We start from the raw sequence: 23,985 nt of genomic DNA on the forward strand, positions 1-23,985 counted from the left end.
GTCGCGGGGGGTGTTCGGCCGCTCGCTCACGTCCGCGTCCGCGCGTCGGTCGCCCGCGACCCCCTCGCTTCCGGTCGAACCGTGCGTGAGACCTGCACGGCGAATCCACCGCTCGAAGCGCCGAGCCCCAAACGGACGCGCTTTTACGGCTCGGCCATGTAGCGGACTGCAATGATTTTCGAGTCTCTCCCGACCACGCCCCGGTCGGACGAACTCATCGACAAGGCCTTCTCGCGGGCCGCGCGCACGGGGCGAGCGAAGCAGAACAAGTTGGAGGCTCAGCAGTCGATGCTCCAGACGGCGTCGAACATCCTTTCCGACAACCTCGAAAACGTCGTCGTCGAGTGGCCCGACTTCGGGACGGTCGACCCCTTCTACTACGAGCTCGCCGACGCCATCGTCGACGTGGACGAGGTCCGAAAGAGCCTCTCGGAAGTGATGTGGGCCTCCCGGCAGGTCGACAACATCGCCCGCGAGTACCAGCCGAAACTCCGCAAGACCGACGCCGACCTCGCGCGCAAGCACCGAAAACAGGCGTTCGCCCGCATGGCGAGCGTCGTCGAAGAGGTCGAAGACGACCTGCTCCGCATCGGCGAGGCGCGCGACGCCCTGAAGGACCTCCCCGACATCCGCCCGGACGAACCGGCAATCGTCGTCGCCGGCTACCCGAACGTCGGAAAGTCCTCGTTCGTCAACGACGTGACCCGCGCGTCGAACGAAATCGCCCGCTACCCCTTCACCACGAAGGGCGTCCAAATCGGGCACTTCGACCGCGACCGAATCCGCTACCAGATTATCGACACGCCGGGGCTGCTCGACCGGCCCGAAGACGAGCGAAACGACATCGAGCGACAGGCCGTGAGCGCCCTCGAACACCTCGCGGACGCCGTCATCTTCGTCGCCGACGCCAGCGGGGCGTGCGGCTACCCCATCGAGTCGCAGCTCGAACTCCGCGACGCCGTGAAGGCGCGCTTCGAGGAGCGCGACATCCCCGTCCTCACCGTCTGTAACAAGAGCGACCGCTCGACCGACATGGACGCGGACCTCTACATGAGCGTCGAGACGGGCGAGAACGTCGAGGCCGTCCTCGACGCCGCGGTCGAGGCCATCGGGTTCGAACCCGACATCCCGCCGTCGCGCAACGAGTAAGCGACTCGGGACTTTTCCGGTGCTGTCGTTCTGTCTTGCCGCAACGCCTCGACGAGAGCTGTGGCTACGGGGTAGCTGTCGGAGAAATGGGGGTGCAGGTTAGTCGAAACCGGGAGTTCGGTCTCGGTCCGCGGGGCGCGGTCGCTTACTCGGCTTCGTAGACCATCTGGACGGTCGCCGAGACGGTCACGGGGCCGGGCGAGAGCTCGGTCGAGCCGGACGAGGCGCGGGCGGCGTCCTCGGCGTAGGCGACCGGGTACGGCCCGGGCGAGGCGCTGCCGCCGACGGTGGCGGTGTGGACGCCCGTGACGGTCAGGTCGGCGGCGCTGGCGACCGCGTCGGCGTCGGCCTTCGCGGAGTCGACGGCGCGGGTCAGGGCTTCTTCGCGGAGTTCGGCGCGCTTCTCGTCGGTCAGCGTGAAGGCGACGCCGCGGATTTCGCTGGCACCGGCACCGACCGCGAGGTCGATGACCTCGCCGGCGCGGTCGGGGGCGACCTCGACGCGGAGGGTGTGGGTGGCGCGGTAGCCGAGGAGGTCGCGCTCCTGGCCGCTGTAGTCGTACTCGGGGTAGATGTTGAAGCCGGTCGTCTGGATGGCGTCCTCGGCGACACCGGCGTCGGTGAGGGCGGCGCGGACGGCGGCCACGTCGTCGGCGACGGTGCCGCGGGCTTCGTCGGCCGAGTCGGCGGTGGTCGTCACGGCGATGGAGACCACGGCGAGGTCGGCGTCGGCGGTCACTTCGCCGGTGCCGGTCGTGGAGATAGTCGTCGCGTTCGTCGCGTCTACGCCGCCGTCGGTCGTCGCCTGCAGGGGTGCCGAGAGGCAGCCAGCGAGGAGGACGAGGCCGACGAGGAATATCGGAGCAATCGTGCGTCGTTGCATACCCACCGTACGTCGGTTCAGCTATTCAAGCCGCGCTAGAGACAAAGAGCGACTGTAGCCTTCGAAACGGGGGACGGGACGCCGGTCGCCCTACTCCACGACGGCGACGTAGCGCACTTCGACGTCGATTTCGCCGGTGGCCCACGGCGACAGCGGCTCGGGGGCGACGGCGTTCACCCGCCTCGTGAGTTCGCGTTCGACCATCGGCGGGTCGGAGGCCGGGTCGTAGCCGACGGTCACGACGACGCCGTCGGGCTCCTGTAGCGGCCCGCTGTCGTACTGCAGTTCCATCGACAGTAGTCGGGCGTCGGTTCCCGAGAGTGCGTCCTCGATGGCGTCGCGCGCGTCGCCTTGGAAGTCGGCGTTCCGGTAGGTCGTGTAGGTGACCGCGCCGAGGAACGACGAGAGGACGAGCAGTCCGACCCCGATGACGGCGATGCGGAACAGGGCGGCTCGCCGGGCCTCGTCGCGGCGAATCCAGCGCTCCGGCCGGTAGCCCTGCTGCCAGAGGACGCCGATGGCGACGAAGTTGACGGAGAGGATGTTGACGAGGACGAGGATGGCCGAGCCGACGACGGCCTCGGGCGCGCCCCACGCGATGCCGATGCCGACGACGGCGGTCGGCGGGACCAACGCGGCGGCTATCATGACGCCGACGAGCGCGGTCGAGACGCCGGAGGAGAGCGAAATCGCGCCGGCGGCTCCCGCGCCGAGCGCGATGACGAGCGACAGCACGTCGGGCGCGAGGCGCTCGTCCACCTCGGGAATCGACAGGACCTCCGCGGACGACAGCGGGACCGCCCCGGTCTGTTTGAGCAGGAAGGCGAAGACGGCGGCCGCGCCGACCGCGAGGACGCCGCCGAGCGCCTGCAGGCGAACCCCGCGGCCGAACATCTCGTCATCGTCGACGACGGTGCCGACGCTCGCGGACATCGCGGGGCCGACGAGCGGGGCGATGACCATCGAGCCGACGACCACGGCCGGCGAGTCGAGAAGCAGGCCCGCGGTGGCGACGAGCGCCGAGATGACCGTCATGAGCACGTAGGTCGAAACCGACGGCGCGAGGTCCGCGGCCTTCGAGGCCAGTTCCTCGCGGGCGATGCGGTCGCCGTTCTCGTCGTCTTCCTCGTACTGCTCGCGCAGTTGGTCGAACCGCTTCGACGCGACCGTCTCGGCGGCGACGACGACGGTGTAGGCGTCGCGCTCGACGCCCGCCTCGCGGAGTCGCGCCAACACCGGCTCGACGGCCTCCTTGGGGACCGGGAAGGTGACGACGGCGACGAAGCCGCGCCCGGACGTCTCCTCGGAGACGGCGTAGTCCACGCCCTCCTCGTCGAGCGTCCGCAGGACGGCCTCGCGCTTGCCGGTCGGCACCAACACCTGTACGAGTCGCACGGCCTCACGTCGGCCCGGGCGGTGAAATAAGCAGGGGCTCGGTTACTCGGCTGATTCGTCGCGCAACCGCCGGAGGACGGGCATCTCGTCGAGGCGCTCGTCGGGGAGCGCGTCCCAGTCGATGCCCGTGGGCCTCGGATGCGAGGTCTCGGTTCGGACCAACCGTTCGGGAGTGACGACGAGGTCCATGGGCACGTCGTGGGCGTCCGGCTCCGGCAGGTCGTCGCGGACCTGTCGCTCGTGGACCGTCGTCGCCACGGACGTCTCGTCGGTGACGGCCCCGAGACCCCGCAACACCGCGTATTCGAGGTCGCTGAACCCCTCGCCCTTCCCGATGCGAGCGCCCGCCTCGGAGACGGCGACCGACCCCGAGACGACGAGGTCGACGGGCGGCAGGGCGTCGGGGCCGACCGTGTCGGCGTAGGTCTCGACGTGGGAGACGGTCGGCGCGCTGTCGAGGTGTTCGTCGTCGATGCGCGCGGGGTCGAGTTCGTAGAAGCACTCCTCGTCGCGGAGTCGCGGGACGGCCATGTAGACGGTCTTGCCCTCGCGGAGCGCCCGTCGCCTGACGGGGAGTTGCGGGGCGTCCGGGTTGGCCTTCACGGCGTCGGCGTCGGCCCACTCGGGCGTCGCCGCGAGTCGCTCGGCGGCCGCGCTCGCGTCGGCGAAGTTCGGGATGCGGCCGTGCGGCGGGAAGGGAAACCGGGCCGCGCCCGACGATTCGAGGTCGTCCCACACCGTCGTTCGGAGCGTCGCTTTGTCCATCGCGTCGCCGTCGCGTACTCGCGGCGGACCAATAGCTCCCCCGTTCGTGTCGCGGGCGAACGGCGTCTCGGCGCGAGCAGTCGCCTACGAGAGGTCCGCCGCCGACTGCGACAACAGCACCTTCCGCAGGACGGTGTCGGCCCCGCGGCGGACGCGCTCGGAGGCGGCCTGCGGGCTGATTCCGAGTCGCTCGGCGACCTCGCTGAGCGTGGTCTGACGGGGGACCTCGAAGTAGCCCTCCGAGACAGCGGTGACGAGCGCCTCCTGTTGTTCGTCGGTTATGTCGAAGTTGTAGACGCCCGGTTCGCCCTCCGCGAGGGTGTAGATGCGCTCGACGTGGAATTCGAGGTTCTCCTCCTGACAGCGGTTGTGGAACTCGGTCAGCCCGGTGTGGTCGTTGAACCGGAGGCGGAACGTCCACGGGTCGTTGCCGTGGGCTTCGAGAATCGTCGCCTCGCTGTCGGTGAGAATCCGGGTCAGACTCGACGTGGTCCCACCCCAGCTGACTCTGTACAACACGCGGTTTTCGACACGGGCGACCGCGGTCAGCTCGTCGACGATACTGTTGTCTCGGACGGCGCGTTCGAACGCCTCGAAGTCGGTGCCGCGCGCCCAGAAGAACGGCATGACCTCACCGCCGGTCGGGACGACGCGCTCTAGCTCGATGTGGACACCGTTCGACACGGCGGTGACCCTCCCGAGGTCGAAGCTCTCCGAATCGATCGTCAACTCGACGATTACGGCCATTACTGGCTGCCATTTCGCCGCCGCCGTATTGAACTCTCTTGTCGAAATACTGTCAGAAATCGAGTGCTGGGTTGTTCAGGGAGCCGGTATTTACGCTATTCAGCTCGTATTCCGGGCGAAATACCTCATTCGTGACCAGATTCGGTTCATAACATGTAACAGAGGTTTCCGATTGGCTACTTCAATGACCGGACTGTGAAAGCAGAAAGAGAATGCTGACTTGCTAGCTATGCTCTCTCGGGGACGTAGTTGTGAACGCACACAGACATCGACAACCGTACGCCGTCAAACCGCGCCGTGGTGGCGCAGAGGCGTACGGACGTGTGATTGACGGGCCGCGCTCTCGACGGTACCGGTATCGGGTGGTGTCCACCGGGTGCCCGGAGCGGGGTCTTCCGGCGACTCGCGGGAGACGCTTTGCCTCGGCGTCTCGCGCCCGTCGCGCGACGCCTGTTCGGATCCAACGGGGGTTGTGCCGATGGTAGCCGCGGCGTCCCCCCGCCTCGACGAGGCGTTCGACGCCCTCGGAAACGTCCATCGGCGACGGTTGCTGATGGGTCTTCGCCGACGGCGGCACGCGCGTCTCGAAGCGGCAACGCGGGACGCGGCCGTTGGTGGCGGCCGCAACCGCGACCGACTGGAGGTGGAGCTGTTCCACGTTCATCTCCCGAAACTCGCCGACGCCGGCTTCGTCGAGTGGAACCGTCATCTCGGTTCCGTCGCGCGCGGCCCTCGATTCGACGAAATCGAGCCGCTGTTGCGATTTCTCGACGAGAACGCGGGCGAGTTATCGGCGGGCGGTTGTGACTGACGCGGCCGCCTCATTCACGCGTCGTCGGCGAGTCGTCGTGGGGGCGACTCGCCCGGAGACGTGATTTTTTCGGCGTCGACGCCCCGGAGCGCGGCGTCCGTACCGTCCTCCTTATCCGTCGCGGCGGCGAACCGCCGGTATGTTCGAAGACCGACCGAACCGCGACGAAATCGTCCTCGTCGGGCGGTCGAACGTGGGGAAGTCGACCCTGATGCGAGAGCTGACGGGTCACAGCAAGTTCACGACGGGTAAGAAGCCCGGCGTCACCCGCAAACCCAACCACTTCGACTGGAACGCGGAGAAATTCATGTTCACCGACCTCCCCGGGTTCGGCTTCATGTCCGGCGTCGACCGCGACACCCGCGAGGCAATCAAGACCGACGTCGTCCAGTACATCGAGGAGAACGCCGACGACATCCTCGCGGCGGTCCTCGTCGTCGACGGGAAGAGCGTCATCGACATCATCGACCGCCACACCACCGAAGACTCCATCCCGCACGACGTGGAGATGTTCTTCTTCCTCGACGAACTCGACATCCCGACCGTGGTCGCGGTCAACAAGATGGACAAGGTCGACGACCGCGACGAGCGCCTGAACGACCTCTGCGACCGCCTCGGCCTCTTCCCGCCGTGGAAGCAGTGGCGGAACGTCATCGCGCCCATCACGGCCAAGCGCGGCGACATCTCGCACCTCGAAGACGCCCTGCGGTCGCACCTCCACGAGCAGGGCCGCGACGACCTGTTCAAGTTCCTCTGAGCGGCTCGCCCTCGCTTCGAACCCCTCGGCTCGACCCCGGCGAACTCACACCACGCGGTTCGTGAGCGGGTCGCCGGCGGCCATCTTCTCGACGTTCTCCCGCACGAGCGCCGCGATGTCCTCGTGGTACTTCCCCGTCGCGGCGCTCACGTGCGGCGTGACGAGCACCTCGTCGAAGTTCCACAGCGGCGACTCCGCGGGCAGCGGCTCCTCGGCGAACACGTCGAGCGCCGCACCCGCGACGTCGCCGGCGTCGAGCGCCGCCACGAGGTCGTCCTCGTCGACGACGGGCCCGCGCGCGACGTTCACGAGGTAGGCGTCCTCGCGCATCGCCTCGAACGCCGGCGCGTCGACCATGCCCGCCGTCTCCTCCGTCAACGGCATCGCCAGCACCACGAACCGCGCGTCGGCGATAGCCTCGTGGAATCGGTCGGGCGTGAACACGGTCGAGACGTTCTCGACCGGGTCGCCGGAGCGCCGGACGCCGACGACCTCCATGCCGAGGACGGCCGCGCGGTCGGCGACGCCGCGCCCGAGAGTTCCCAGACCGACGACGCAGACGCGCTCGCCGTCGAGGGTGAACGGCTCTTTGTAGCGGGGCAGGTCCCACTCGCGGTCGCGCTGGGCGTCGCGGTAGGCGTGGAGGCGGCGGGCGAGCGTCAGCATGTAGGCGACGACCGTCTCGCCGACCGTCGTCCCGTGGACGCCGGTGCTGTTCGTGAGCGCCGTCCCGGCCGCCTCGTAGGCGTCCACGGGGAACTCGTCGTAGCCGGCGCGGACGCAGTGGACCCAGTCGGCCTCGACGAACGCGTCTCTGTGGCCGAACGAGACGACCGCGTCGCCCGGGCCGAACGCCTCGCCCTCGTCGACGAGTTCGACCGGAGCGTCGGAGTTCGAAAGCGCCTCCACGAACAGGCCCGGCGGCATCACGCGACCGACCGACTCGTCGACCGCGATGCGTTCGATGTGCATGACTGAGGGGTCACCGCGGCCCACGAAGGAAGTTGCGCCTTCGGCGTCGGTCTCCGGTTTCCGGTGTCCGACGAGAGCCCGTTCGGCCCCAGCGGGTGGCCCGCCGCGAGAAGCGCGTACGCGACGCTCCGGGGCGAATTAGTTCGGAGCGACCGAGCGCCGGGTCGTCAGTAGTTGGTGGCTCGGATGAAATCTATCATCACAAGGGGCTGAGTGGGGGTAACCTTCGTCATCGCCACCGAGTCGGAGTCCGGGGCGGACGGTCAAGAATCCACCCTTTTCGGCCCACTGGGTTGCGATGGGACGGTGACAACGGTGCCGGTGGTCTCCAGATGGGTTAGCGCCTCCACCTCAGTCGTCCCACGCCGCCAGCGCGGCGTGTTCGGCCGCCACCGCACCGATTCCGTCCGCGTCCAGCACGCCGGATTCGGTGACGACGCCCGAGACCAGGTCCGCGGGGACGACCTCGAAAAGCGGATTCTCGGTTCCTATCGCGGCCTTTCCGTCGTACAGCGCGCCCGCGCTCTCGCCGACGAAGCGGTCGTCGCCGCGAACCTTGTCGCGGGCGCAGACGGCCAAGACGGGGACGTCGGCGCGGGCGGCCGCGAGCGCCACGGGGAGGCTTCCGGCCTTGTTGACGACGCCGCCGGACGCGAGCACCGAGTCGGCCCCGAGGAGGACGGCGTCTACTCCCCCGCCCGCGACGAGTCCGGGGAGCGCCGCGTCGGTCGTCAGCGTCACGCTGAGCCCGCGACGGGCGAGTCGCTCCGCGACGCCGACGCCCTCGCCGCCCGGTCGGGACTCGGAGACGAGGACACTCGCCTCGGCGGCTTCGAGCGCCGCGAGGACCGTCCCCGACCGCGAGAGCGTGGCGATTCGGTCGAACCCGCGCTCTCGGACGAGTTCGGCGGCGCGGGCGGCCGCCGAGTCGTCCGCCTTTGCCGCGGTGTCGATGGCCCCCTCGGCCCGTCGGCGGACCGATTCGGGGTCAGTCTCCGAGTCGGCCATGACGCGGTTGACGCGGTTCTCGACGGCGGCCATGCTCGGGCGGGCGTCGCGAAGTCGCCGGGCGACCGACGCGACCGCGTCCCGCGAGTCAGCCTCGGCGGCGGCGTCGCGCAGGACTTCGAGCGCCCGGAGCGAAATCCACGCCGACCCGTGGGTCTCGTCGTCGGCGACAGTCTCGACCGCGGGTGCGACCCGGCGGTAGGCCGTCCACAGTCCGGGGACCGTCTCGCGGTCCCGAATCGCGGTCGGGTGGACCCACTCGACCGCGGCGAGTTCCTCGCTCGGGTCGGCGTTGCGGCTCCGCGCGTCGAACAGGAACGGGTGGACGGTCCACTCGCGGCCCTCGTCGGCGACGGAGACGGGCGCTCCCGCGCGGACGAGGTCGGCGTCGGCCTCGCGGACGCCGAGTTCCTCGTCGAGTTCGCGTCGGGCGTCGCGCTCGGCGTCGTCGGGGTCACCCTCGACGTAGCCCGAGACGCCGGCCCAGCGGCCCTGGTACGTTCCGACCGCCTCGCTCCGGCGGGCGAGGAGGACGCGGCCGCCGTTTCGGAGGAAGACGGTGACGACGTGTGGCATATCCAGACTTACGTTCGCGACTGACAAAACGACTATTCTGGCAGGTCGCGTGGTGTCGGTATGCGACTCGCTATCCTGAGCGACACGCACGTTCCGGGGCGAGCCGACGGACTTCCGGGCTGGGTCGAAGACCGGGTCCGCACGGCCGACCTCGTGATTCACGCGGGCGACTTCGACTCGCCGGACACCCTCGGCCGCCTCCGCGACCTCTCGGCGCGGTTCGTCGGCGTCCGCGGGAACATCGACCCGCCGGCCATCGACCTCCCGTTCGTCGAGGTCGCGGAGGTCGACGGACTCACGTTCGTCGTCACCCACGGCACGGGCACGAGAACGGGCTACGAGTCCCGCGTCGCCGACGTGGTCAGGGACGCCGCGGGCGACGGCGCGGTCGGCGTCGCGGGCCACATCCACGAGGTAGTCGACGAAGTGGTCGACGGCATCCGCGTCCTCAACCCCGGCACGGCGACGGCGGCCAACCCCGGCGACGACGCCACGATGATGGTCGGCTCGGTCGTCGACGGCTCGCTGTCGGTCGAGGTCGTCCGCGACGACTGAACCCGGCGCAGTCGGCGTGTCGTCGCGTCCCCGAACCGCTTTCCGGTCGACCGCCTGCGATACCGGCCCGGTTCGCCAGCATCCCGTCGTTTTTCACCGCCCTCGCCTTCCGACTCGGTATGGAGCTGTTTCCCGTCCCCGACGTGCCCGAGGTCCGCGAGGGCGACGACCTCGCCGCCCTCGTCTCGGAGCGCGTCGACCTCCGGCCCGACGACGTGGTCTGTGTCGCCTCCACGGTCGTCTCGAAGGCCGAAGGGCGGTTCGCCGACCTCGACGACTTCCCGGCCGGCCCGCGGGCGAGAGAACTCGCCGCCCGCCTCGCCGAACTGACCGGCGACGAGAAGGACCCGCGGTTCGCGCAGGCGGTCCTCGAAGAGAGCGTCGACCTCGTCATGTCGGAGCCGTTTCTCCTGACCGAGACGCGGTTCGGCCACGTCGGCGTCAACGCCGGTATTGACCGCTCGAACGTCCCCGACCACGACCTGCTGTTGCTCCCGAAGCGACCGACCGAGTCGGCCGAGCGCATCCGCGCCGGCGTCGACGCCGATCGGGTAATCGTCACGGACACCTGCGGCCGGCCGTTCCGACACGGTCAGCGCGGCGTCGCCATCGGCTGGGCGGGGCTGAGCGCCTCGCGCGACTGGCGCGGCGAGGCCGACCGCGACGGCCGCGAACTCGGCGTTACCGTCGAGAGCGTCGTGGACGAACTCGCCGCGGCCGCGAACCTCGTGCAGGGCGAGGGCGACGGCGGCACGCCCGTCGTCGTCGTCCGCGGCTTCGAGTGGGGCGACCACGGCGAGAGCGACGCCCACTTCCGCGACATCGACGGCGACTTCGTGCGACAGGCGCTCCGCGAGTGGCGCTACGACCCCTGACGACTCGACCCCCTAACATCTCACGCTCACACCATGCTCGGACTCGAACTCACCCCGGAACATCCCGTCGACGACCTCGTCGAACTGGGCACGCAGGCGGAACGCGAGGGCTACGACTCCCTGTTCGTCTCGTGTCACTACAACAACCGCGACCCCTTCGCGGTCCTCGCGCGGCTCGCGGCCGAGACCGACGACATCCGCCTCGGCCCCGGCGTCGCCAACCCCTACGAGCTACACCCCGTAACGCTCGCCGGCAAGGTGGCGACCGTCGCCGAGGCATCCGGCGGCCGCGGCCTCCTCGGCATCGGCCCCGGCGACCCCTCGACGCTCCGCAACCTCGGCCTCGAAGACGAGCGCGGCCTCCGCTCCGTGCTGGAGGCGTTCAAGGTCGCACAGCGGCTCTGGGACGGCGAGCGCGTCACCCACGACGGCACGTTCGAGGCGACCGACGCCGGCCTCAACTTCGAGGTGCCCGGCGAGGTGCCGGTGTACGTCGGCGGCGAGGGCCCGCACATGTGTCGCATGGCCGGCAAGCACGCCGACGGCCTGCTGTTCAACGGCTCGCACCCCGACGACCTCGCGTGGGCCAGAGAACAGGTCGATATCGGCGTCGAGGACCGCCCCGACTCGCGCGGCGAGTTCTCCCTCGCCGCCTACGCCAGCGTCTCCGTCTCGGAGGACGAGGCGGCGGCCCGCGAGGCCGCGCGCCCGCCGGTCGCCTTTATCACTGCGGGGGCGGCCCCGCCGGTCCTCGACAGACACGGCATCGACGCCGACCTCGCGGGTGACATCGGCGAAAAGATTTCCGCCGGCGCGTTCTCCGAGGCGTTCGGCCTCGTCACGCCGGCGATGATAGACGCCTTCTCGATGGCCGGCACGCCGGACGACGTGGCCGACCGGATGGACGCGGTGCTCGAACACGCCGAGGGCGTCGTGGTCGGGTCGCCGGTCGGCCCCGACCTCGAAGAAGCGATTACTCTCGCTGCGGCGGCCTACCGGTCGACGAGCCGACGCCGATAATGCCGAGTTCCGCGCCGATTGCGCCGAGGGCGAGGTAGGCGAACATGCCGACAGCGAAGAGGATGAAGACGTTGCCGAAGAGGAAACTCACCGTCGAAAGCGGGTCGCTCAGCGCCACGTCGGCGAAGGTCACCACCAGTTCGAGGACGCTCGTGAGGAGCGCGATGACGAAGTCCGTGAGTGTTGCCATGCGCGACTCTCGGGATTCGGGGGTATTGATTGTGTGGGTTTCGCACGGCGCTCGCTCGGTCCGGCGAGCCTCTCGCCACCCCGCGGTTCGTGGCGGCCGTCTGCGGCGTGGCTCGGTCGGCACCGATAAGGACCGCGCCCACGGACGCTGAGTCATGCCGAACCGCTCGCTCGACGACTTCGCCGGCGGCGACGACGAAGCGGCCGACGAACCGACGGTCGACGACGACGCTGACGGTTCCGACGTCGCCGACGCCCCCGACGGCCGCGACGTGAGCACCCTCGCCACCTACCGGTGGACGCCCGAAGCCACGGCGTGCCCGCAGTGCGGCGAGTCGGTGCGAAAGCGGTGGCTCGACGGCGACGAGTACGTCTGTCTGGACTGCAAGGACTGGTAGCGGCCGGGCGCAACGAGCCGGTAACTATGCCGTAACCTTCTCTGCACCGGCTACTGCGCCACTTCGCACGACAGCGTCCGGGTGGCTCGGCAACGTTGTGCCCGCCGAGCGCTATCCGAGCCGACCGCTTCGCCGGCCGAACCCGCGGACGAACGTCTCCTCGTCGATGGCGAGCACCGTGGGTCGGCCGTGCGGACAGGTGTAGGGCGTCTCGCACGACCCGAGTCGCTCGACCAGTCGCGCGGCCTCGTCGTCTGTGAGGTCGTCGCCAGCTTTTATCGACGGATGGCACGCGAGGTCTTTGAGGAGTTCGTCCCGCGGGTCGGCGTCGTCGCCGGTGGCAATGTCGGCGACCACGTCCGCGAGCGCGTCGGGTGCGAACGGCCGGCCGAGCGGCGCGGGCACGGCCTCGACGCGGTAGGTGCCGCTCCCGCTCCCACCGCCGAACTCGGCGACGCGGAAGCCCAGTTTCTCCACGAGGTCGCGGTTCGCGTCGAGGAGCGCCGCGTCGGTCGGCGACAGCGAGACGGTCGCCGGCGGGTCGACGGGGACGGCGTCGATACCCGCCGACTCGACCGCCTCGCGGAGTCGCTCGTAGTTGATGCGCTCGTGGGCCGCGTGCTGGTCGACGACGAGGAGTTCGTCGCCGGCCTCACAGAGCAGGTACAGGCCGCGGAAGCGCCCGATGACGCGGCGGTCGTCGAACACCGACGCGGCCTCGACGGGCGCGAGCGAGCTATCGAGGTCCATCGCCACCTCGCCGCTCCGCCGGAGGTCGGCCGTCGAGAGCGCGTCGCGGACGCTCGCTTCGACCGCCTCGGCGACCGCGTCGGCGTCTCTGAACCCCACCTCGTCCTTCGCGGGGTGGACGTTGTGGTCGACCCATCCGGGCGGTAGACGGAGTCGGACGACGCCGACCGGTTCGCGCCCGTCGGGCAGGAGCGTCCCGTAGCCGTCGGCGACCGCCCGGCGGAGTCGCGGTTCGGCGAGGGCGCGGCCGTTGACCGAGACGTGGACGTGGTCGCGTCGGGAGCGCGTCACCTCCGGGTGACAGAGCGCGCCGTCGACTTCGACCGTGGTCGTCTCGCCGGCCGCCGAGACGTCCCGCGACGACTCGAACGTCGAGGCGTGGCCCGCGGCGTCGCGGCCGTACACCGCCAAGAGCGCGTCGGCGAAGCGGTCGGTGCCGGGCGTCGCGAGCGTCTCGCGGCCGTCGTGCCGCAGGACGAACCGCACGTTCGGCCGCGTGAGCGCGTAGCGCGTGACGACCGCCGAGACGCGGGCGAACTCGGCTTTCGGCGACGCGAGCGACTTCTTCCGCGCCGGCCGGTCAGAAAAGAGGCCGGTCACTTCGACGGTCGTCCCGCGCGCCCGACCTGCGGGTGAGACGGTCTTGCCGTGTTCGCCGTCGGTCGCGTTCTCGGCACCGTCGACGACGACTCGCGTCCCGCGCGGACCGCCGTCGTTCGTCGTCAGTTCGAGGCGGGCGGCGGCCGCGGCGATGCTCGGGAGCGCCTCGCCCCGGAAGCCGAGCGTCTCGACGGTTTCGAGGTCGTCGGCCGCCGAGAGTTTGCTCGTCGTGTGTCGTTCGACCGCGAGCGCGGCGTCGGACTCGGCCATTCCGCGGCCGTCGTCGGCGACGCGGATTCGGTCGGTCCCGTCGCCGTCGACCTCGATTTCGACGGTCTCCGCGCCGGCGTCGAGGGCGTTTTCCACCAGTTCGACCGCGACGCTCGCGGGGCGGGCGACGACCTCGCCGGCGGCGATTTTCGAGCGCGTCCCCGGGTCGAGTCGGCGAATCATTCGAGCTTCCCTTTGAGGTCGGAGAGGAGGTTCAGCGCCGCCAGCGGCGTGGTGTCCGCGAGGTCGGCCTCGCGGAGCGCCTCGGCGACGGCTTCGAGTTCGGGGGTCGGCTCGGCCGTCGCGGTCGTCGCAGTTGCTCGGTTCGGATTCTCGGTCTCTCGGTGGCCGTTCTCCAACCCATCGACGTAGGCCGCGAGCGTGCCGTCTTCGGCCGCCGCCTCGGACTCGCCGTTCGCGGCGGCGACGCCGTCTACCGCTGTGCTCTCGGCGTCGGTCTCGGTTTCGTCAACGAGGTCTCGCGCCCGCTCGACCACGCTCGCCGGCACGCCGGCCAACTGCGCCACTTCGACCCCGTAGGACGACGAGGAGGGACCGTCGGCGACGCTGTGGAGGAACGTGACCTCGCCGTCGCGCCGCGCGGCGGTGAAATGGAGGTTGAACACGCCCTCGCGGTCGTCGGCCGCGTCGGTGAGGTCGTGGTAGTGGGTCGCAAAGAGCGTCGTCGCGCCGACCTCGTCGTGCAGGAACTCGGTGGCCGCGCGGGCGATGGCGAGGCCGTCGGCGGTGGAGGTGCCGCGGCCGACCTCGTCGAGGAGGACCAGCGAGTCGCCGGTGGCGTTGTGGAGGATTTCGGTCAGTTCGCTCATCTCGCGCATGAACGTGGACTGCCCGCCTGCGATGTCGTCGGACGCGCCGATGCGGGTGAACACGCGGTCGAGGACCGGCAGTCGGGCCGACTCTGCGGGGACGAAGCTCCCGACCTGCGCGAGGACGCAGACGAGCGCGACCTGCCGCATGTACGTGGATTTCCCGGACATGTTGGGGCCGGTGACGAGTGCGACGCTCCCCCGCGGGAGGTCGGCGGGGTTCGGGACGAACTCGTCCTGTGCGCGCTCGACGACGGGATGTCTGCCGGCGTCGATGTGGATGCCACCATCGCCGACGCCGCCCGCGCGGAACTCGGGGCGGGCGTAGTCGTTCGCGACCGCCACGTCCGCGAGGGTTCGGAGCACGTCGAGGTCGGCGAGGGCGTCCGCGACGGCCTGAATCCGGGCGGATTCGGTCGCCACGTCGGCGCGAACCTCGCAGAACAGGTCGTATTCGAGGGCGTCGGCGCGGTCCGAGGCGCGGAGAATCTCGTCTTCGCGCTCCTTCAGTTCGGGCGTGTAGAACCGTTCCGAGTTCTTCAGCGTCTGGCGGCGCCGGTAGTCGTCGGGGACGCGGTCGAGGTTCGGGTTCGTCACCTCGATGTAGTAGCCGTGGACCTGATTGTAGCCGACTTCGAGCGAGTCGATGCCGGTGCGCTCCTGCTCGCGGGCTTCGAGGTTCGACACCCACTCGCGGCCCGCCTCGGCGGTGCCGCGGATGTCGTCCAACTCGGCGTCGAAGCCGTCCGCGATGACGCCGCCTTCCGTAATCTCCTGCGGCGGGTCGGAGACGACCGCGTCGCCGACGAGGTCGCGCACGTCTTCGAGTTCGTCCAGCGAGTCGCGGAGGTCCGCGAGGAGGTCGGAATCGGTTCCGGCGAGCGCCTCGCGGACCTCCGGAACCCGGTCGAGCGTCGTCTTCAGGGAGCGCAGGTCGCGGGCGTCGGCGCGCTCGCGGGAGACGCGGGCGACCAGTCGTTCGAGGTCGTACACCGACGAGAGATGTTCTCGCAGGTCGGTGCGGGCGAGCGCGTCGTCGCAGAGGGCGTCCACGGCGTCCAGTCGGGCCTCGATTTCGTCGCGGTCGACGAGCGGGCGGCGGAGCCACGCCTCCAGTCGGCGACGGCCGAGCGCGCAGGCCGTCTCGTCGAGGACCGAAAACAGCGTGCTTCCGGCGCGGGCGCTCCGCGACTCGAACAGTTCGAGGCTCCGGATGGCCGTCGCGTCGAGTTGGAGGAATTCGCGAGGGTCGAACCGCGTGACGCGGGTGACGTACTCCAGTTTCGAGTCGCCCTGGGCGTACTCGGCGTAGGCGAGCGCCGCGCCGACCGCTCGGAGTTCGGCGTTCGACTCGACCACGGCGTCCGGCCGGGGCGCGTAGGCCGACAGCGTTTCGCGGGCCGCGTCGACGTCGAACGCCCCCGGTTCGAACGGCGTCTCCATCGGGTCGAACGAGAGGTCCGGGAGGTCGCAGTCGGGGCCGACGACGAGTTCGGCGGGCGCGAGTCGCTCCAGTTCTTCGAGCGCCAGCGCGCGGTCCGCCCCGGTGACGAGACACTCGCCGGTCGAGACGTCCACGACGGCGAGGCCGTAGGTGTCGGCGTCGGCGTCGCCGCCGCCCCGAGCGACCGCGCCGAGGTAGGTCGCCCGCCCGGCGTCGAGCAGTTCCTCGTCGACGACGGTGCCGGGCGTGATGAGTTGGGTGACCGCGCGGTCCACGAGGCCGGACGCCTCCTCGGCGTCCTCGACCTGCTCCGCGAGCGCGACCCGGTAGCCGGCGTCGAGCAGGCGTTCGAGGTAGCCCGCGGCGTTGTCGATGGGGATGCCCGCCATCGGCCACGTCCCGGTGGAGTCCTCGCGCTGGGTCAGCGTCACCTCGCAGGTGCGGGCGACGGCCTCCGCCGCGCCGCAGAACGCCTCGTAGAAGTCGCCGACCTGAAACAGCACGACCGCGTCGTCGTGTTCCTCACAGAGGTCGGCGTACTGCGAGAGCATCGGCGTCAGGTCGTCCCGCACTTCCAGCATCTCCGGCGGCGCGCCGTACACCGCCTCCCGCTGGGCGTCCGCGTTCATACTCACAAGGCGGGCGGCCGAGCAATAAAAACGGCCGGGAACGACGCGGTCGGCGGCCGTTTGCCCGAACCACCGCCCGGACTGGGTCGTGCACACACCCAGCAAGGTTAGGTAGACTGAAGCAATAATAGCACACAGAGACCCGTCGTCCCTCTCGGCACGGTCGGCGGGTAATCCGGGATATCAATGACTGATGCACATGCAGACGCCGACTTCGACCCCGCGCTCTCGGTCGAGGCGGTGTCGGACCTCGCGACACGAATCTCCGAGAACGTCGAACGCGTCATCGTCGGCCACCACGACGCCATCGAAGACATCATCGTGGCGCTGTTCGCCCGCGGTCACCTCCTCTTGGAGGACGTGCCGGGCGTCGGCAAGACGATGCTCGCCCGCGCCATCGCCACCTCGATAGAGGGGGAGTTCGAGCGCATCCAGTTTACGCCCGACCTCCTCCCGTCCGACGTGACGGGTGTGAACGTGTTCAACCAACAGACGAGCGAGTTCGAGTTCCGCGAGGGGCCGGTCTTCGGGAACGTCGTCCTCGGCGACGAGATAAACCGCGCGCCACCGAAGACGCAGGCCGCCCTCCTCGAAGTTATGGAGGAGCGACAGGTCACGGTCGACGGCGTCACCCGCCGCGTCCCCGACCCCTTCACCGTCATCGCCACCCAGAACGACGTGGAACCCGACCGAACGTACGACCTCCCGCTGGCCGAACTCGACCGGTTCATGAAGAAGATTCACCTCGGCTACCCCAACGAGGCCGAGGAGACGGAACTGCTCGGCCGCGTCTCGGGACACCACCCCATCGAGTCGCTCGAACCGGTCGCGTCGGCCGGTGACGTGCGCGATGCCCGCGAGCGCATCCTCGACGTGACGGTGAGCGAGCCGGTCCGGCGCTACGTCTCTCGGCTCGCGGCCGACACCAGAGCGCGCGCCGACCTCGGCGTGAGTCCCCGCGGTTCCATCGCCCTCGTGCGCGCCGCGCAGGCCCGCGCCGCCCTCGACGCCCGTGACTACGTCGTCCCCGACGACGTCCAGCGCGAGGTGCGGAGCGTCTGGGCCCACCGCGTCCGGACGACCGACGAGCGCTCCGGCCGCGACGTGGTCGAGCGGGCGCTCGATACCGTCGCGGTCGAGTGAGACCCATGAAGCTCACCCTCCGCGGCTGGGTCGCCGTCGCGGTCGTGGTCGTCGGCGTCGCCAACGCCGTCGCCTACGGCCCGCGGGCGCTCAACGCGGTCGTCGTTCCGGTCGCCGTCGGCCTCGTCGTCGGCGCGGTGCAGGTCTGGCGCGTCTCGCCGCCCCGCGTCGAGCGCGTCGCGCCCGACGACGGCTTCCCCGGCGAGACCCACACCGTCTCGCTCGACCTCGACGCCGACAGGCCGTTTCCGGCGACCACGACCGACGCGCTCTCGTCCGGTCTCGACGGCGACACCGCGGTCGACTCGGTCGTCGGCGACGGCCGCGTCGACTACGAGGTGACCTACCGCGGTCGCGGCCCGGCGACGCTCGGCCCGGCGACCGTCGTCGCCCGCGACATCCTCGGGCTGTTCTCGAAGTCGTTCACCGCCGGCGGGACGGCCGAAGTGCTCGTCTTCCCGCGGGTCCGGTCGCTCGGGGCGGCGGCCCGGCGAGATCTCTCGGCGCTCGCCGACGCGGGGCGCACCGACGAACGCGCCGAGTTCGACCGCCTGCGCGAGTACGTCCCCGGCGACCCGCTCCGCGACATCCACTGGAAGTCGAGCGCCAAGTCCGGCGACCTCATGGTGAAAGCCTACTCCGACCGGGTCACGGCCGACGCGGTTCGCGTCTCCACCGGCGCGACCGACGGCCACGAGGACGACGCGGCGGAGGCGGCCGCGACGCTCTGCTGTGCGCTTCTCGACGCCGGCGTTCCGGTTCACCTCACCTCGCCCGCGGGGACCGTGGAGGCGACGCCCGGCGACCGCCGGCGCGTCCTCGTCCACCTCTCGCGGCTCCGGTCGGGGTCGGTCCCCGACGAGACCGCCGAGGTCGTCGTCAGCGGCGACGCCGGGAAGACCCACGTCGCGCTCGGCGGCCGCGAGACCACGTTCGACCGCCTGCGCGCCGAGCGCGACGCGGTGGAGTCGTCGACTCCGACGAGTCGCGTCGGAACCCGCGGTGCCGACTCGGGGGTGTCGGCGTGACGACCGCGAACGCATCGTCGCCGTCAAATTCGCCGACGAACACCGTCTTCGGCGTCCCCGCCGACCTCCTCGCGACGGCGGCCTCGCTGGTCCTCGTCGGCGCGTTCCTCGCGGTCGTCTACGACATCACGAACGTCGTGGGTCGCCGCGACCAGTTCGTCCTCCTCGCCGCGGGGACGCTCGCCCTCGCGACCGTCGTGGGCTGGACGCTCCGCCCCCGCTACGCCCTCGGCCTCGCGGCCCTCATCGCCGCCGGCGGCTTCGCGGCGTACTTCCTCGCGCTCCCCGAGAGCCAAGTCGCGTTACTCTCGCCGGAGCGACTGCTGGCCGACACGTTCGCGCTCCTCAGCGGCCTCTCGGCGCTCCGACTCCTGTCGGCCGACGTGTGGGCGCTCGCGGTGACGCCCGGCCCGGTGTTCCTCGCGTGGTACCTCGCGATCCGCGGACGAATCGCGCCGGCCGTCGCGGTCGCCGGGAGCGGCCTCGGCCTGTTCGTCCTCACCACCGACGCGACGGGGACGCTCACGCTCCTCGGCGTCGGCGCGGGCATGGCCGCAGTCGGCTTCGACGGCATCGACCGCTTCGGGAGCGCAGGCGGCCAACTCGACGTGCTGACGGTCGTCCTCGCCGCGATGGTCGTCCTCTCGGCCACCGTCACGGTCCTCCCCGGCGCGGGCGGGTCGCCGGTCATCCCCGACGAGGGCGTGGCCGAACAGCCGACCGTCGAGGCCAGCCTCGTGAGCGCTGACGACCGCATCTCCATCGTCGGGAGCATCAGCCTCTCGCCGCAGGTCCGCTTCGAGGTCCAGAGCACCTCGCCGGACTACTGGCAGACGGCGACGTTCGACCGGTACACCGGCGACGGTTGGGTCAGAACGGGCGACACCCGCGACTACGAGGGCGGTCGATTGGCCGGCCCCGAGGGGCCGTCGCGCTTGGTCCGCCAGACCGTCACGCCGGCGACGCCGCTCGACTCCATGCCCGCGGCGTGGCGGCCCGTCGCCGTCTCCGGCGACATCGAAAACGAGACGCTCGTCACCCAGCAGGGGAACCTCCGACCCGACCGAGCCGTCGAAATCGGCGAGACCTACAACGTCACGAGCGCCGTCCCGCAGTACACCGCGGCGTCGCTCCGGCGGACGGGCACCGACTACCCCGACGAGATTCGCGAGCGGTATCTCGCACTCCCCGACAGCACGTCCGACCGCGTCCGCGACCGCGCCGCCGAGATAACGGGCGACGCGGAGACCCCGTACGACAAGGCCGTCGCCGTCGAGGAGTGGCTCGAAGCCAACAAGGAGTACTCGCTCCGGGTGTCCCGTCCCGACGGCGACATCGCCGAGTCGTTCCTCTTCGAGATGGACGCCGGCTACTGCACCTACTACGCCTCGACGATGGTGGTGCTGCTCCGCTCGGAGGGCGTCCCCGCGCGCTTCGTCACCGGCTACACGACCGGCGAGCGCGTCGACGGCGACCGCTACGTCGTCCGCGGCCTCGACTCCCACGCGTGGGTCGAAGTCTACTTCGAGGACACCGGCTGGGTCCGCTTCGACCCGACGCCCGCCGGCCCCCGGCAGGACGCGGAGTCGACCACCCTCAGCGACGCCCGAAACGAGGGTCGACTGGGCGTCGACACCAACGAGACGAACGCCGAGTCCAACGAGACCGAACAGCCCACGACGACCGCGAACGACACCGAGACGCCGACCGAAAACGGGTCCGAGCCGAACGGGACGCCCATCGACAGCAACGCACCGGGCCCCAACATCGACGAGCGTCTCGGCATCACGCCCACAGGCGACGGCACGACCGAGGAGGACGAGGACGGCGGACTCGTCCCCGAGATGCCGTCGCGGGAGACGATATTCGTCGGTCTCGTCGGCCTCCTCGGCGTCGTGGCCGGCGTCAGGCGGACCCGGCTCCCGGCGCAGCTCCGGTTCGCCACCGCGGCGTATCAGCGGCGCACCGACTCGCCGGCAGACGACGTGTTCCGGGCGTACGACCGCCTCGAACTCGCTCTCGAACGCGACTACCGCCCGCGCCGCCCCGGCGAGACGGTCAGGGCGTACCTCGATTCGCTCTCCCGGGTCGGCGTGGACGAGCGGACCCGACAGGTCGGCCGACGCTACGAGCGCGCCAAGTACGGCGACGGCGTCACCCGCGCCGACGCAGACGAGGCCGTGGCCGCGGCGAACGCCGTCGTCCGCGCTCGTCTGCCGCTCGTCAGACGCTGGGCGGACTGAGCGGCGCGAAGAACCGCGTCACTTTTTCTGCGTGCGCTCGCACGAACGCTCAATGGCGACACGAGACGCTGTCTTCGCAGTCCTGTGTGCCGCCCTCTGCGTGCTCGCCGTGGTCGCCCCGACCGCGGCCGCACAGGAGGCGCCGGCGAGCGGTCCGGGCGTCGAACCGCTCGTCCAACAGGGCGTCGAACCGGACAGCACGCGAATCGTCGTCGAGGTCTCCGAGAGCGGCGACGCCCGCTGGGAGATTCAGTACTGGACCCGGCTCGACGACGAGAACACGACCGAGGCCTTCCAGTCGCTCCGAGACGACGTGCGGGCCAACCCGGACGACTACACCTCGGCGTTCGCGGAGCGCATCGCCTCGACCGTCGGGGCCGCCGAGAACGCCACCGGCCGGGAGATGGCTGCCACGAACGTCTCGGTCTCGGCGGAGACGCGGTCGCTCCCCGATAGCTTCGGCGTCGTCTCCTACTCCTTCGAGTGGTCCAACTTCGCGGCGGTCGACGGCGACCGCCTCGTCGTCGGCGACGCCATCGAGGGCTTCTTCCTCGACAGTAGCTCCCGGCTCATCCTCTCGTGGCCCGACGAGTACGGCGCGGCGACCGTCGAACCAGCGGGCGACGAGACGCGAGAAAACACGGTCATCTGGCGCGGCTCCCAGACCGAGTTCGTCTCGGGCGAGCCGAACGTCGTCCTCGAACGCGGCGCTGGCGGCTCCGGAACGACGGTGACGGCGACGGCGACCCCGACAGACTCCGAGACGCCCGTCGCGGACGACGACCCGTTCCCGACGACGACCGCGCTCATCGCGCTCGTCCTCGTCGTCCTCGTCGGTGCCGGCGCGCTCTATCTCCGCTCGCGCGGCGCGCTTGGCGGCGGCGACGGCGGCAACGGCGGCGCAAACGTGGCCGGCGCGGCTGGCAGTACGGACGCCGGCGCGTCCACCGACTCGGCCGCCGCGAGCGCGGGCGAAGCCGACTCGGCGGCGGCCGACGACGCAGCGACCGCCGCGGCGAGCGCCGGAGCCGGTGCAGACGAACCCGACGACGACTCCAACGCGGGCGACGAGGACGGCGAGCCGAGTCCGCCGCCGGAACTCCTCAGCAACGAAGAGCGCGTCCTCCGGCTCATCGAGTCCCTCCCGCGGCGGCCGCATCAAGCAACAGGAGGTCGCCGGCGCGCTCGACTGGACCGACGCGAAGACGAGCAAGGTCGTCCGCGGAATGCGCGACGAGGGAACCATCGAGGGCTTCCGCCTCGGCCGCGAGAACGTCCTCCGTCTGCCAGAAGACGACGCGGACGAGGACGGCGGCGACGCGAACGGTGAATAAATATCTTACGACCGTTTAGGTCGGTGGTCGGTCCCTAATCGGAAGACAGCGGCGACCCGAATGCGACGCTCGAACTGCCGTTGACTGGGGTTGATTCGCGGGCACGACCGCACGTTTATATCGGAACGGGGTTCCAAAACGAGAGTGATGAGTCGACGAACCGCTGCGCTCGCCGTCGCCGCCGCCGTGTTGCTGGCGACGGTTGGCGCACCGCTCGCTCTTGCCGCCCCGGCCGGACCGATGGGACTGACGGCCACCGATGGCTCGGCCGCCGCTCCCGTCGCACAGACGACCGCGAACGACAGCGCGACCAACGACACGGCGGCCAACGATAGCGCCGCGTCGTCGGTGACGCTCCCCGGTCAGCGCCTGTCCGCCGTCATCGGCGTGCAGGGCTCCGAGACCGACGGGGAGCTCGAACGACGTACCTTCGAAGCGCGCTTCGCGAACGCGAACTCGAACGCCTCGAAGGCCGCGGTCGTCGCCACGCAGGTCGTGACGGTGCGCGAGCGCCTCACCGAACTCGAACAGCGCAGGGACCGCCTCGAAGCCCAGCGCGAAAACGGCACCCTCTCGGAGGGCCAGTACCGCGCGCGGTTGACCCAGACGGTCGCCGACATCGAGCGCACCCGGAGCATGCTGAACCAGACGGCTGACGCCGCCTCGACGGTCCCCGCCGAGGAGCTCTCGGCGCGCGGCGTCGAGACGGCCGAGCTCGATAGGCTCCGCACGAACGCGAGCGAACTCACCGGCCCCGAAGTCGCCGAAATCGCCCGCGAAATCGCGGGGAACCCCGGAAAGGGAATCGGCCGCGACCGCGCCGAAAACGAGTCGGAGACCGACCGCAACGGGCGGCCGGACGAAGCGGGACGGAGCGATGCCCCGGGAAACTCGCGTTCTGAGGCGAGCGGCCGCGCCGATGACGTTCGTGAAGACGCCGGAAACGCGACCGACGCGACCGGCGTGACCGACGACGCGTCCGAGGGCTCGTCCGGCGATGGTGACCACGGCAACGCCCCGGAGACGCCGCCCGGAAACGACAAGCGGGCGAAGGACGCCGACGGGAGCGCCCCCGCGGTGACCACCGACGACGAGCAGTCCGACGACGACGGCACGACCACGACCGACGACGCGACGACGGACGACGAATCGGAAACGTCGTCCACGGACGACTCGGGCGCTTGAAGCCGGGGACGGCGACCCCGCCTCCCGATACTGTTTAATATCCCCATCCTGTAGGTCCACACTGTAATGTCGGAAGTCTGCTCGACGTGCGGGCTCCCTGAAGAGCTCTGCGTCTGCGAGGACGTGGCGAAAGAGTCTCAGGAGATAGTCATCCGCATCGACGAGCGCCGCTACGGAAAAGAGGTTACAGTCATCGAGGGATTCGACCCGAAGGACGTCGACATGGACAGTTTGTCGTCGGACCTGAAGTCGAAATTCGCTTGCGGTGGAACCGTGGAAGACGATTCCATCGAACTCCAAGGCAACCACCGCGGCCGCGTGGAGGACTTCCTCCGCGAAAAGGGGTTCAACGTCGCGTGACCGACCTCTGAATTAGCCCGCCGTCGAGATTTTTCGAAGCAAATCAGCGCACACGAGCCGTTAGTCCGC

21 protein-coding genes and 1 pseudogene are annotated in these 23,985 nt (G+C 70.2%); 13 read left to right on the plus strand and 9 right to left on the minus strand.

Annotated features, from left to right (window positions below; genetic code table 11):
* Nucleotides 1-171 precede the first annotated feature (171 nt).
* Entirely contained in the window at nucleotides 172-1,149 is a 978-nt protein-coding gene (locus BN984_RS00905) for an NOG1 family protein (RefSeq protein ID WP_049967425.1), read from the plus strand.
* 145 nt (nucleotides 1,150-1,294) lie between these two features.
* Here BN984_RS00905 and BN984_RS00910 read toward each other — a convergent pair whose 3' ends face one another.
* The 4 genes from BN984_RS00910 to BN984_RS00925 all read right to left on the minus strand — a co-directional run bounded on the left by BN984_RS00910 (nucleotide 1,295) and on the right by BN984_RS00925 (nucleotide 4,939).
* Complete coding sequence (locus tag BN984_RS00910; protein WP_008096453.1) at nucleotides 1,295-2,032, minus strand: SIMPL domain-containing protein; 738 nt, start codon at nucleotides 2,030-2,032, stop codon at nucleotides 1,295-1,297.
* Nucleotides 2,033-2,122: 90 nt separating this feature from the next.
* Nucleotides 2,123-3,427, minus strand: a complete 1,305-nt coding sequence (locus BN984_RS00915; RefSeq protein WP_004976337.1) for a TIGR00341 family protein — start codon at nucleotides 3,425-3,427, stop codon at nucleotides 2,123-2,125.
* Nucleotides 3,428-3,469: 42 nt separating this feature from the next.
* The gene (locus tag BN984_RS00920) at nucleotides 3,470-4,192 is read right to left on the minus strand and encodes a 5-formyltetrahydrofolate cyclo-ligase (protein WP_049967426.1); all 723 of its coding nucleotides are present in this window, start codon (nucleotides 4,190-4,192) and stop codon (nucleotides 3,470-3,472) included.
* Between the two features lie 84 nt (nucleotides 4,193-4,276).
* Complete coding sequence (locus BN984_RS00925; RefSeq protein ID WP_049967427.1) at nucleotides 4,277-4,939, minus strand: helix-turn-helix domain-containing protein; 663 nt, start codon at nucleotides 4,937-4,939, stop codon at nucleotides 4,277-4,279.
* A gap of 478 nt (nucleotides 4,940-5,417) precedes the next feature.
* Between BN984_RS00925 and BN984_RS00930 the strand changes: the two genes are divergently transcribed.
* Nucleotides 5,418-5,750, plus strand: a complete 333-nt coding sequence (locus BN984_RS00930; RefSeq protein WP_008096448.1) for a DUF7344 domain-containing protein — start codon at nucleotides 5,418-5,420, stop codon at nucleotides 5,748-5,750.
* Between the two features lie 139 nt (nucleotides 5,751-5,889).
* Nucleotides 5,890-6,507 (plus strand): GTP-binding protein EngB, encoded by a 618-nt coding sequence (gene engB, locus BN984_RS00935; protein ID WP_004976333.1) that lies wholly within the window; start codon nucleotides 5,890-5,892, stop codon nucleotides 6,505-6,507.
* A gap of 45 nt (nucleotides 6,508-6,552) precedes the next feature.
* On the opposite strand, the gene ddh is transcribed toward engB, so the two are convergent.
* Nucleotides 6,553-7,479 carry a D-2-hydroxyacid dehydrogenase gene (gene ddh / locus BN984_RS00940; protein WP_049913693.1) on the minus strand — a complete coding sequence of 309 codons (927 nt, stop codon included), beginning with the start codon at nucleotides 7,477-7,479 and terminating at the stop codon, nucleotides 6,553-6,555.
* Between the two features lie 351 nt (nucleotides 7,480-7,830).
* A complete protein-coding gene (locus BN984_RS00945; RefSeq protein WP_049967428.1) occupies nucleotides 7,831-9,063 on the minus strand; it encodes an NUDIX domain-containing protein in 1,233 nt (410 codons plus the stop codon).
* A gap of 60 nt (nucleotides 9,064-9,123) precedes the next feature.
* On the opposite strand from BN984_RS00945, the gene BN984_RS00950 reads away from it, so the two are divergent.
* From BN984_RS00950 to BN984_RS00960, 3 genes are all read left to right on the plus strand, one after another.
* Nucleotides 9,124-9,618, plus strand: a complete 495-nt coding sequence (locus BN984_RS00950; protein WP_049967429.1) for a metallophosphoesterase family protein — start codon at nucleotides 9,124-9,126, stop codon at nucleotides 9,616-9,618.
* Nucleotides 9,619-9,737: 119 nt separating this feature from the next.
* Nucleotides 9,738-10,493 (plus strand): coenzyme F420-0:L-glutamate ligase, encoded by a 756-nt coding sequence (locus tag BN984_RS00955; protein ID WP_049967430.1) that lies wholly within the window; start codon nucleotides 9,738-9,740, stop codon nucleotides 10,491-10,493.
* A 33-nt stretch (nucleotides 10,494-10,526) separates the two neighbouring features.
* Nucleotides 10,527-11,513 carry a 5,10-methylenetetrahydromethanopterin reductase gene (locus BN984_RS00960; RefSeq protein WP_008096432.1) on the plus strand — a complete coding sequence of 329 codons (987 nt, stop codon included), beginning with the start codon at nucleotides 10,527-10,529 and terminating at the stop codon, nucleotides 11,511-11,513.
* Here the strand turns inward: BN984_RS00960 and BN984_RS00965 are convergent.
* Complete coding sequence (locus BN984_RS00965) at nucleotides 11,467-11,703, minus strand: hypothetical protein (RefSeq protein WP_008096430.1); 237 nt, start codon at nucleotides 11,701-11,703, stop codon at nucleotides 11,467-11,469. The genes BN984_RS00960 and BN984_RS00965 overlap by 47 nt on opposite strands.
* A 154-nt stretch (nucleotides 11,704-11,857) precedes the next feature.
* Here BN984_RS00965 and BN984_RS00970 point away from each other — a divergent pair, with 154 nt between their 5' ends.
* On the plus strand, nucleotides 11,858-12,100 hold the full coding sequence (locus tag BN984_RS00970) for a DUF7573 domain-containing protein (protein WP_049967431.1): 243 nt from the start codon (nucleotides 11,858-11,860) through the stop codon (nucleotides 12,098-12,100).
* 111 nt (nucleotides 12,101-12,211) lie between these two features.
* Here BN984_RS00970 and mutL read toward each other — a convergent pair whose 3' ends face one another.
* Together mutL and mutS are read right to left on the minus strand one after the other, a co-directional pair.
* Nucleotides 12,212-13,903, minus strand: a complete 1,692-nt coding sequence (gene mutL, locus BN984_RS00975; RefSeq protein WP_049967432.1) for a DNA mismatch repair endonuclease MutL — start codon at nucleotides 13,901-13,903, stop codon at nucleotides 12,212-12,214.
* Nucleotides 13,900-16,623 (minus strand): DNA mismatch repair protein MutS, encoded by a 2,724-nt coding sequence (gene mutS, locus BN984_RS00980; RefSeq protein WP_049967433.1) that lies wholly within the window; start codon nucleotides 16,621-16,623, stop codon nucleotides 13,900-13,902. The genes mutL and mutS overlap by 4 nt, the downstream gene beginning before the upstream one ends.
* 186 nt (nucleotides 16,624-16,809) lie before the next feature.
* On the opposite strand from mutS, the gene BN984_RS00985 reads away from it, so the two are divergent.
* The 6 genes and pseudogenes from BN984_RS00985 (at nucleotide 16,810) to yciH (ending at nucleotide 23,916) form a co-directional block, all read left to right on the plus strand.
* Nucleotides 16,810-17,766 carry an AAA family ATPase gene (locus BN984_RS00985; protein WP_049967434.1) on the plus strand — a complete coding sequence of 319 codons (957 nt, stop codon included), beginning with the start codon at nucleotides 16,810-16,812 and terminating at the stop codon, nucleotides 17,764-17,766.
* Between the two features lie 5 nt (nucleotides 17,767-17,771).
* On the plus strand, nucleotides 17,772-18,794 hold the full coding sequence (locus BN984_RS00990) for a DUF58 domain-containing protein (RefSeq protein ID WP_049967435.1): 1,023 nt from the start codon (nucleotides 17,772-17,774) through the stop codon (nucleotides 18,792-18,794).
* A complete protein-coding gene (locus BN984_RS00995; protein WP_049967436.1) occupies nucleotides 18,791-21,037 on the plus strand; it encodes a transglutaminase TgpA family protein in 2,247 nt (748 codons plus the stop codon). Before BN984_RS00990 ends, BN984_RS00995 begins: the two co-directional genes overlap by 4 nt.
* Nucleotides 21,038-21,089: 52 nt before the next feature.
* A pseudogene (locus BN984_RS01000) lies at nucleotides 21,090-22,371 on the plus strand (helix-turn-helix transcriptional regulator).
* A gap of 147 nt (nucleotides 22,372-22,518) precedes the next feature.
* Nucleotides 22,519-23,556, plus strand: a complete 1,038-nt coding sequence (locus BN984_RS01005) for a DUF7096 domain-containing protein (RefSeq protein ID WP_049967437.1) — start codon at nucleotides 22,519-22,521, stop codon at nucleotides 23,554-23,556.
* A 66-nt stretch (nucleotides 23,557-23,622) separates the two neighbouring features.
* Nucleotides 23,623-23,916 (plus strand): stress response translation initiation inhibitor YciH, encoded by a 294-nt coding sequence (yciH, locus tag BN984_RS01010; RefSeq protein ID WP_004976316.1) that lies wholly within the window; start codon nucleotides 23,623-23,625, stop codon nucleotides 23,914-23,916.
* The last annotated feature ends 69 nt before the right edge of the window (nucleotides 23,917-23,985 follow it).

Source organism: Haloferax prahovense (assembly GCF_000723845.1).
GTDB lineage: Archaea > Halobacteriota > Halobacteria > Halobacteriales > Haloferacaceae > Haloferax > Haloferax prahovense.

Coding starts and splice junctions, on each gene's coding strand:
- BN984_RS00905 (WP_049967425.1), top strand. CDS start 172: ATGATTTTCGAGTCTCTCCCGACCACGCCCCGGTCGGACGAACTCATC.
- BN984_RS00910 (WP_008096453.1), bottom strand. CDS start 2,032: ATGCAACGACGCACGATTGCTCCGATATTCCTCGTCGGCCTCGTCCTC.
- BN984_RS00920 (WP_049967426.1), bottom strand. CDS start 4,192: ATGGACAAAGCGACGCTCCGAACGACGGTGTGGGACGACCTCGAATCG.
- BN984_RS00925 (WP_049967427.1), bottom strand. CDS start 4,939: ATGGCCGTAATCGTCGAGTTGACGATCGATTCGGAGAGCTTCGACCTC.
- BN984_RS00930 (WP_008096448.1), top strand. CDS start 5,418: ATGGTAGCCGCGGCGTCCCCCCGCCTCGACGAGGCGTTCGACGCCCTC.
- engB (WP_004976333.1), top strand. CDS start 5,890: ATGTTCGAAGACCGACCGAACCGCGACGAAATCGTCCTCGTCGGGCGG.
- ddh (WP_049913693.1), bottom strand. CDS start 7,479: ATGCACATCGAACGCATCGCGGTCGACGAGTCGGTCGGTCGCGTGATG.
- BN984_RS00945 (WP_049967428.1), bottom strand. CDS start 9,063: ATGCCACACGTCGTCACCGTCTTCCTCCGAAACGGCGGCCGCGTCCTC.
- BN984_RS00950 (WP_049967429.1), top strand. CDS start 9,124: ATGCGACTCGCTATCCTGAGCGACACGCACGTTCCGGGGCGAGCCGAC.
- BN984_RS00955 (WP_049967430.1), top strand. CDS start 9,738: ATGGAGCTGTTTCCCGTCCCCGACGTGCCCGAGGTCCGCGAGGGCGAC.
- BN984_RS00960 (WP_008096432.1), top strand. CDS start 10,527: ATGCTCGGACTCGAACTCACCCCGGAACATCCCGTCGACGACCTCGTC.
- BN984_RS00965 (WP_008096430.1), bottom strand. CDS start 11,703: ATGGCAACACTCACGGACTTCGTCATCGCGCTCCTCACGAGCGTCCTC.
- BN984_RS00970 (WP_049967431.1), top strand. CDS start 11,858: ATGCCGAACCGCTCGCTCGACGACTTCGCCGGCGGCGACGACGAAGCG.
- mutL (WP_049967432.1), bottom strand. CDS start 13,903: ATGATTCGCCGACTCGACCCGGGGACGCGCTCGAAAATCGCCGCCGGC.
- mutS (WP_049967433.1), bottom strand. CDS start 16,623: ATGAACGCGGACGCCCAGCGGGAGGCGGTGTACGGCGCGCCGCCGGAG.
- BN984_RS00985 (WP_049967434.1), top strand. CDS start 16,810: ATGACTGATGCACATGCAGACGCCGACTTCGACCCCGCGCTCTCGGTC.
- BN984_RS00990 (WP_049967435.1), top strand. CDS start 17,772: ATGAAGCTCACCCTCCGCGGCTGGGTCGCCGTCGCGGTCGTGGTCGTC.
- BN984_RS01005 (WP_049967437.1), top strand. CDS start 22,519: ATGAGTCGACGAACCGCTGCGCTCGCCGTCGCCGCCGCCGTGTTGCTG.
- yciH (WP_004976316.1), top strand. CDS start 23,623: ATGTCGGAAGTCTGCTCGACGTGCGGGCTCCCTGAAGAGCTCTGCGTC.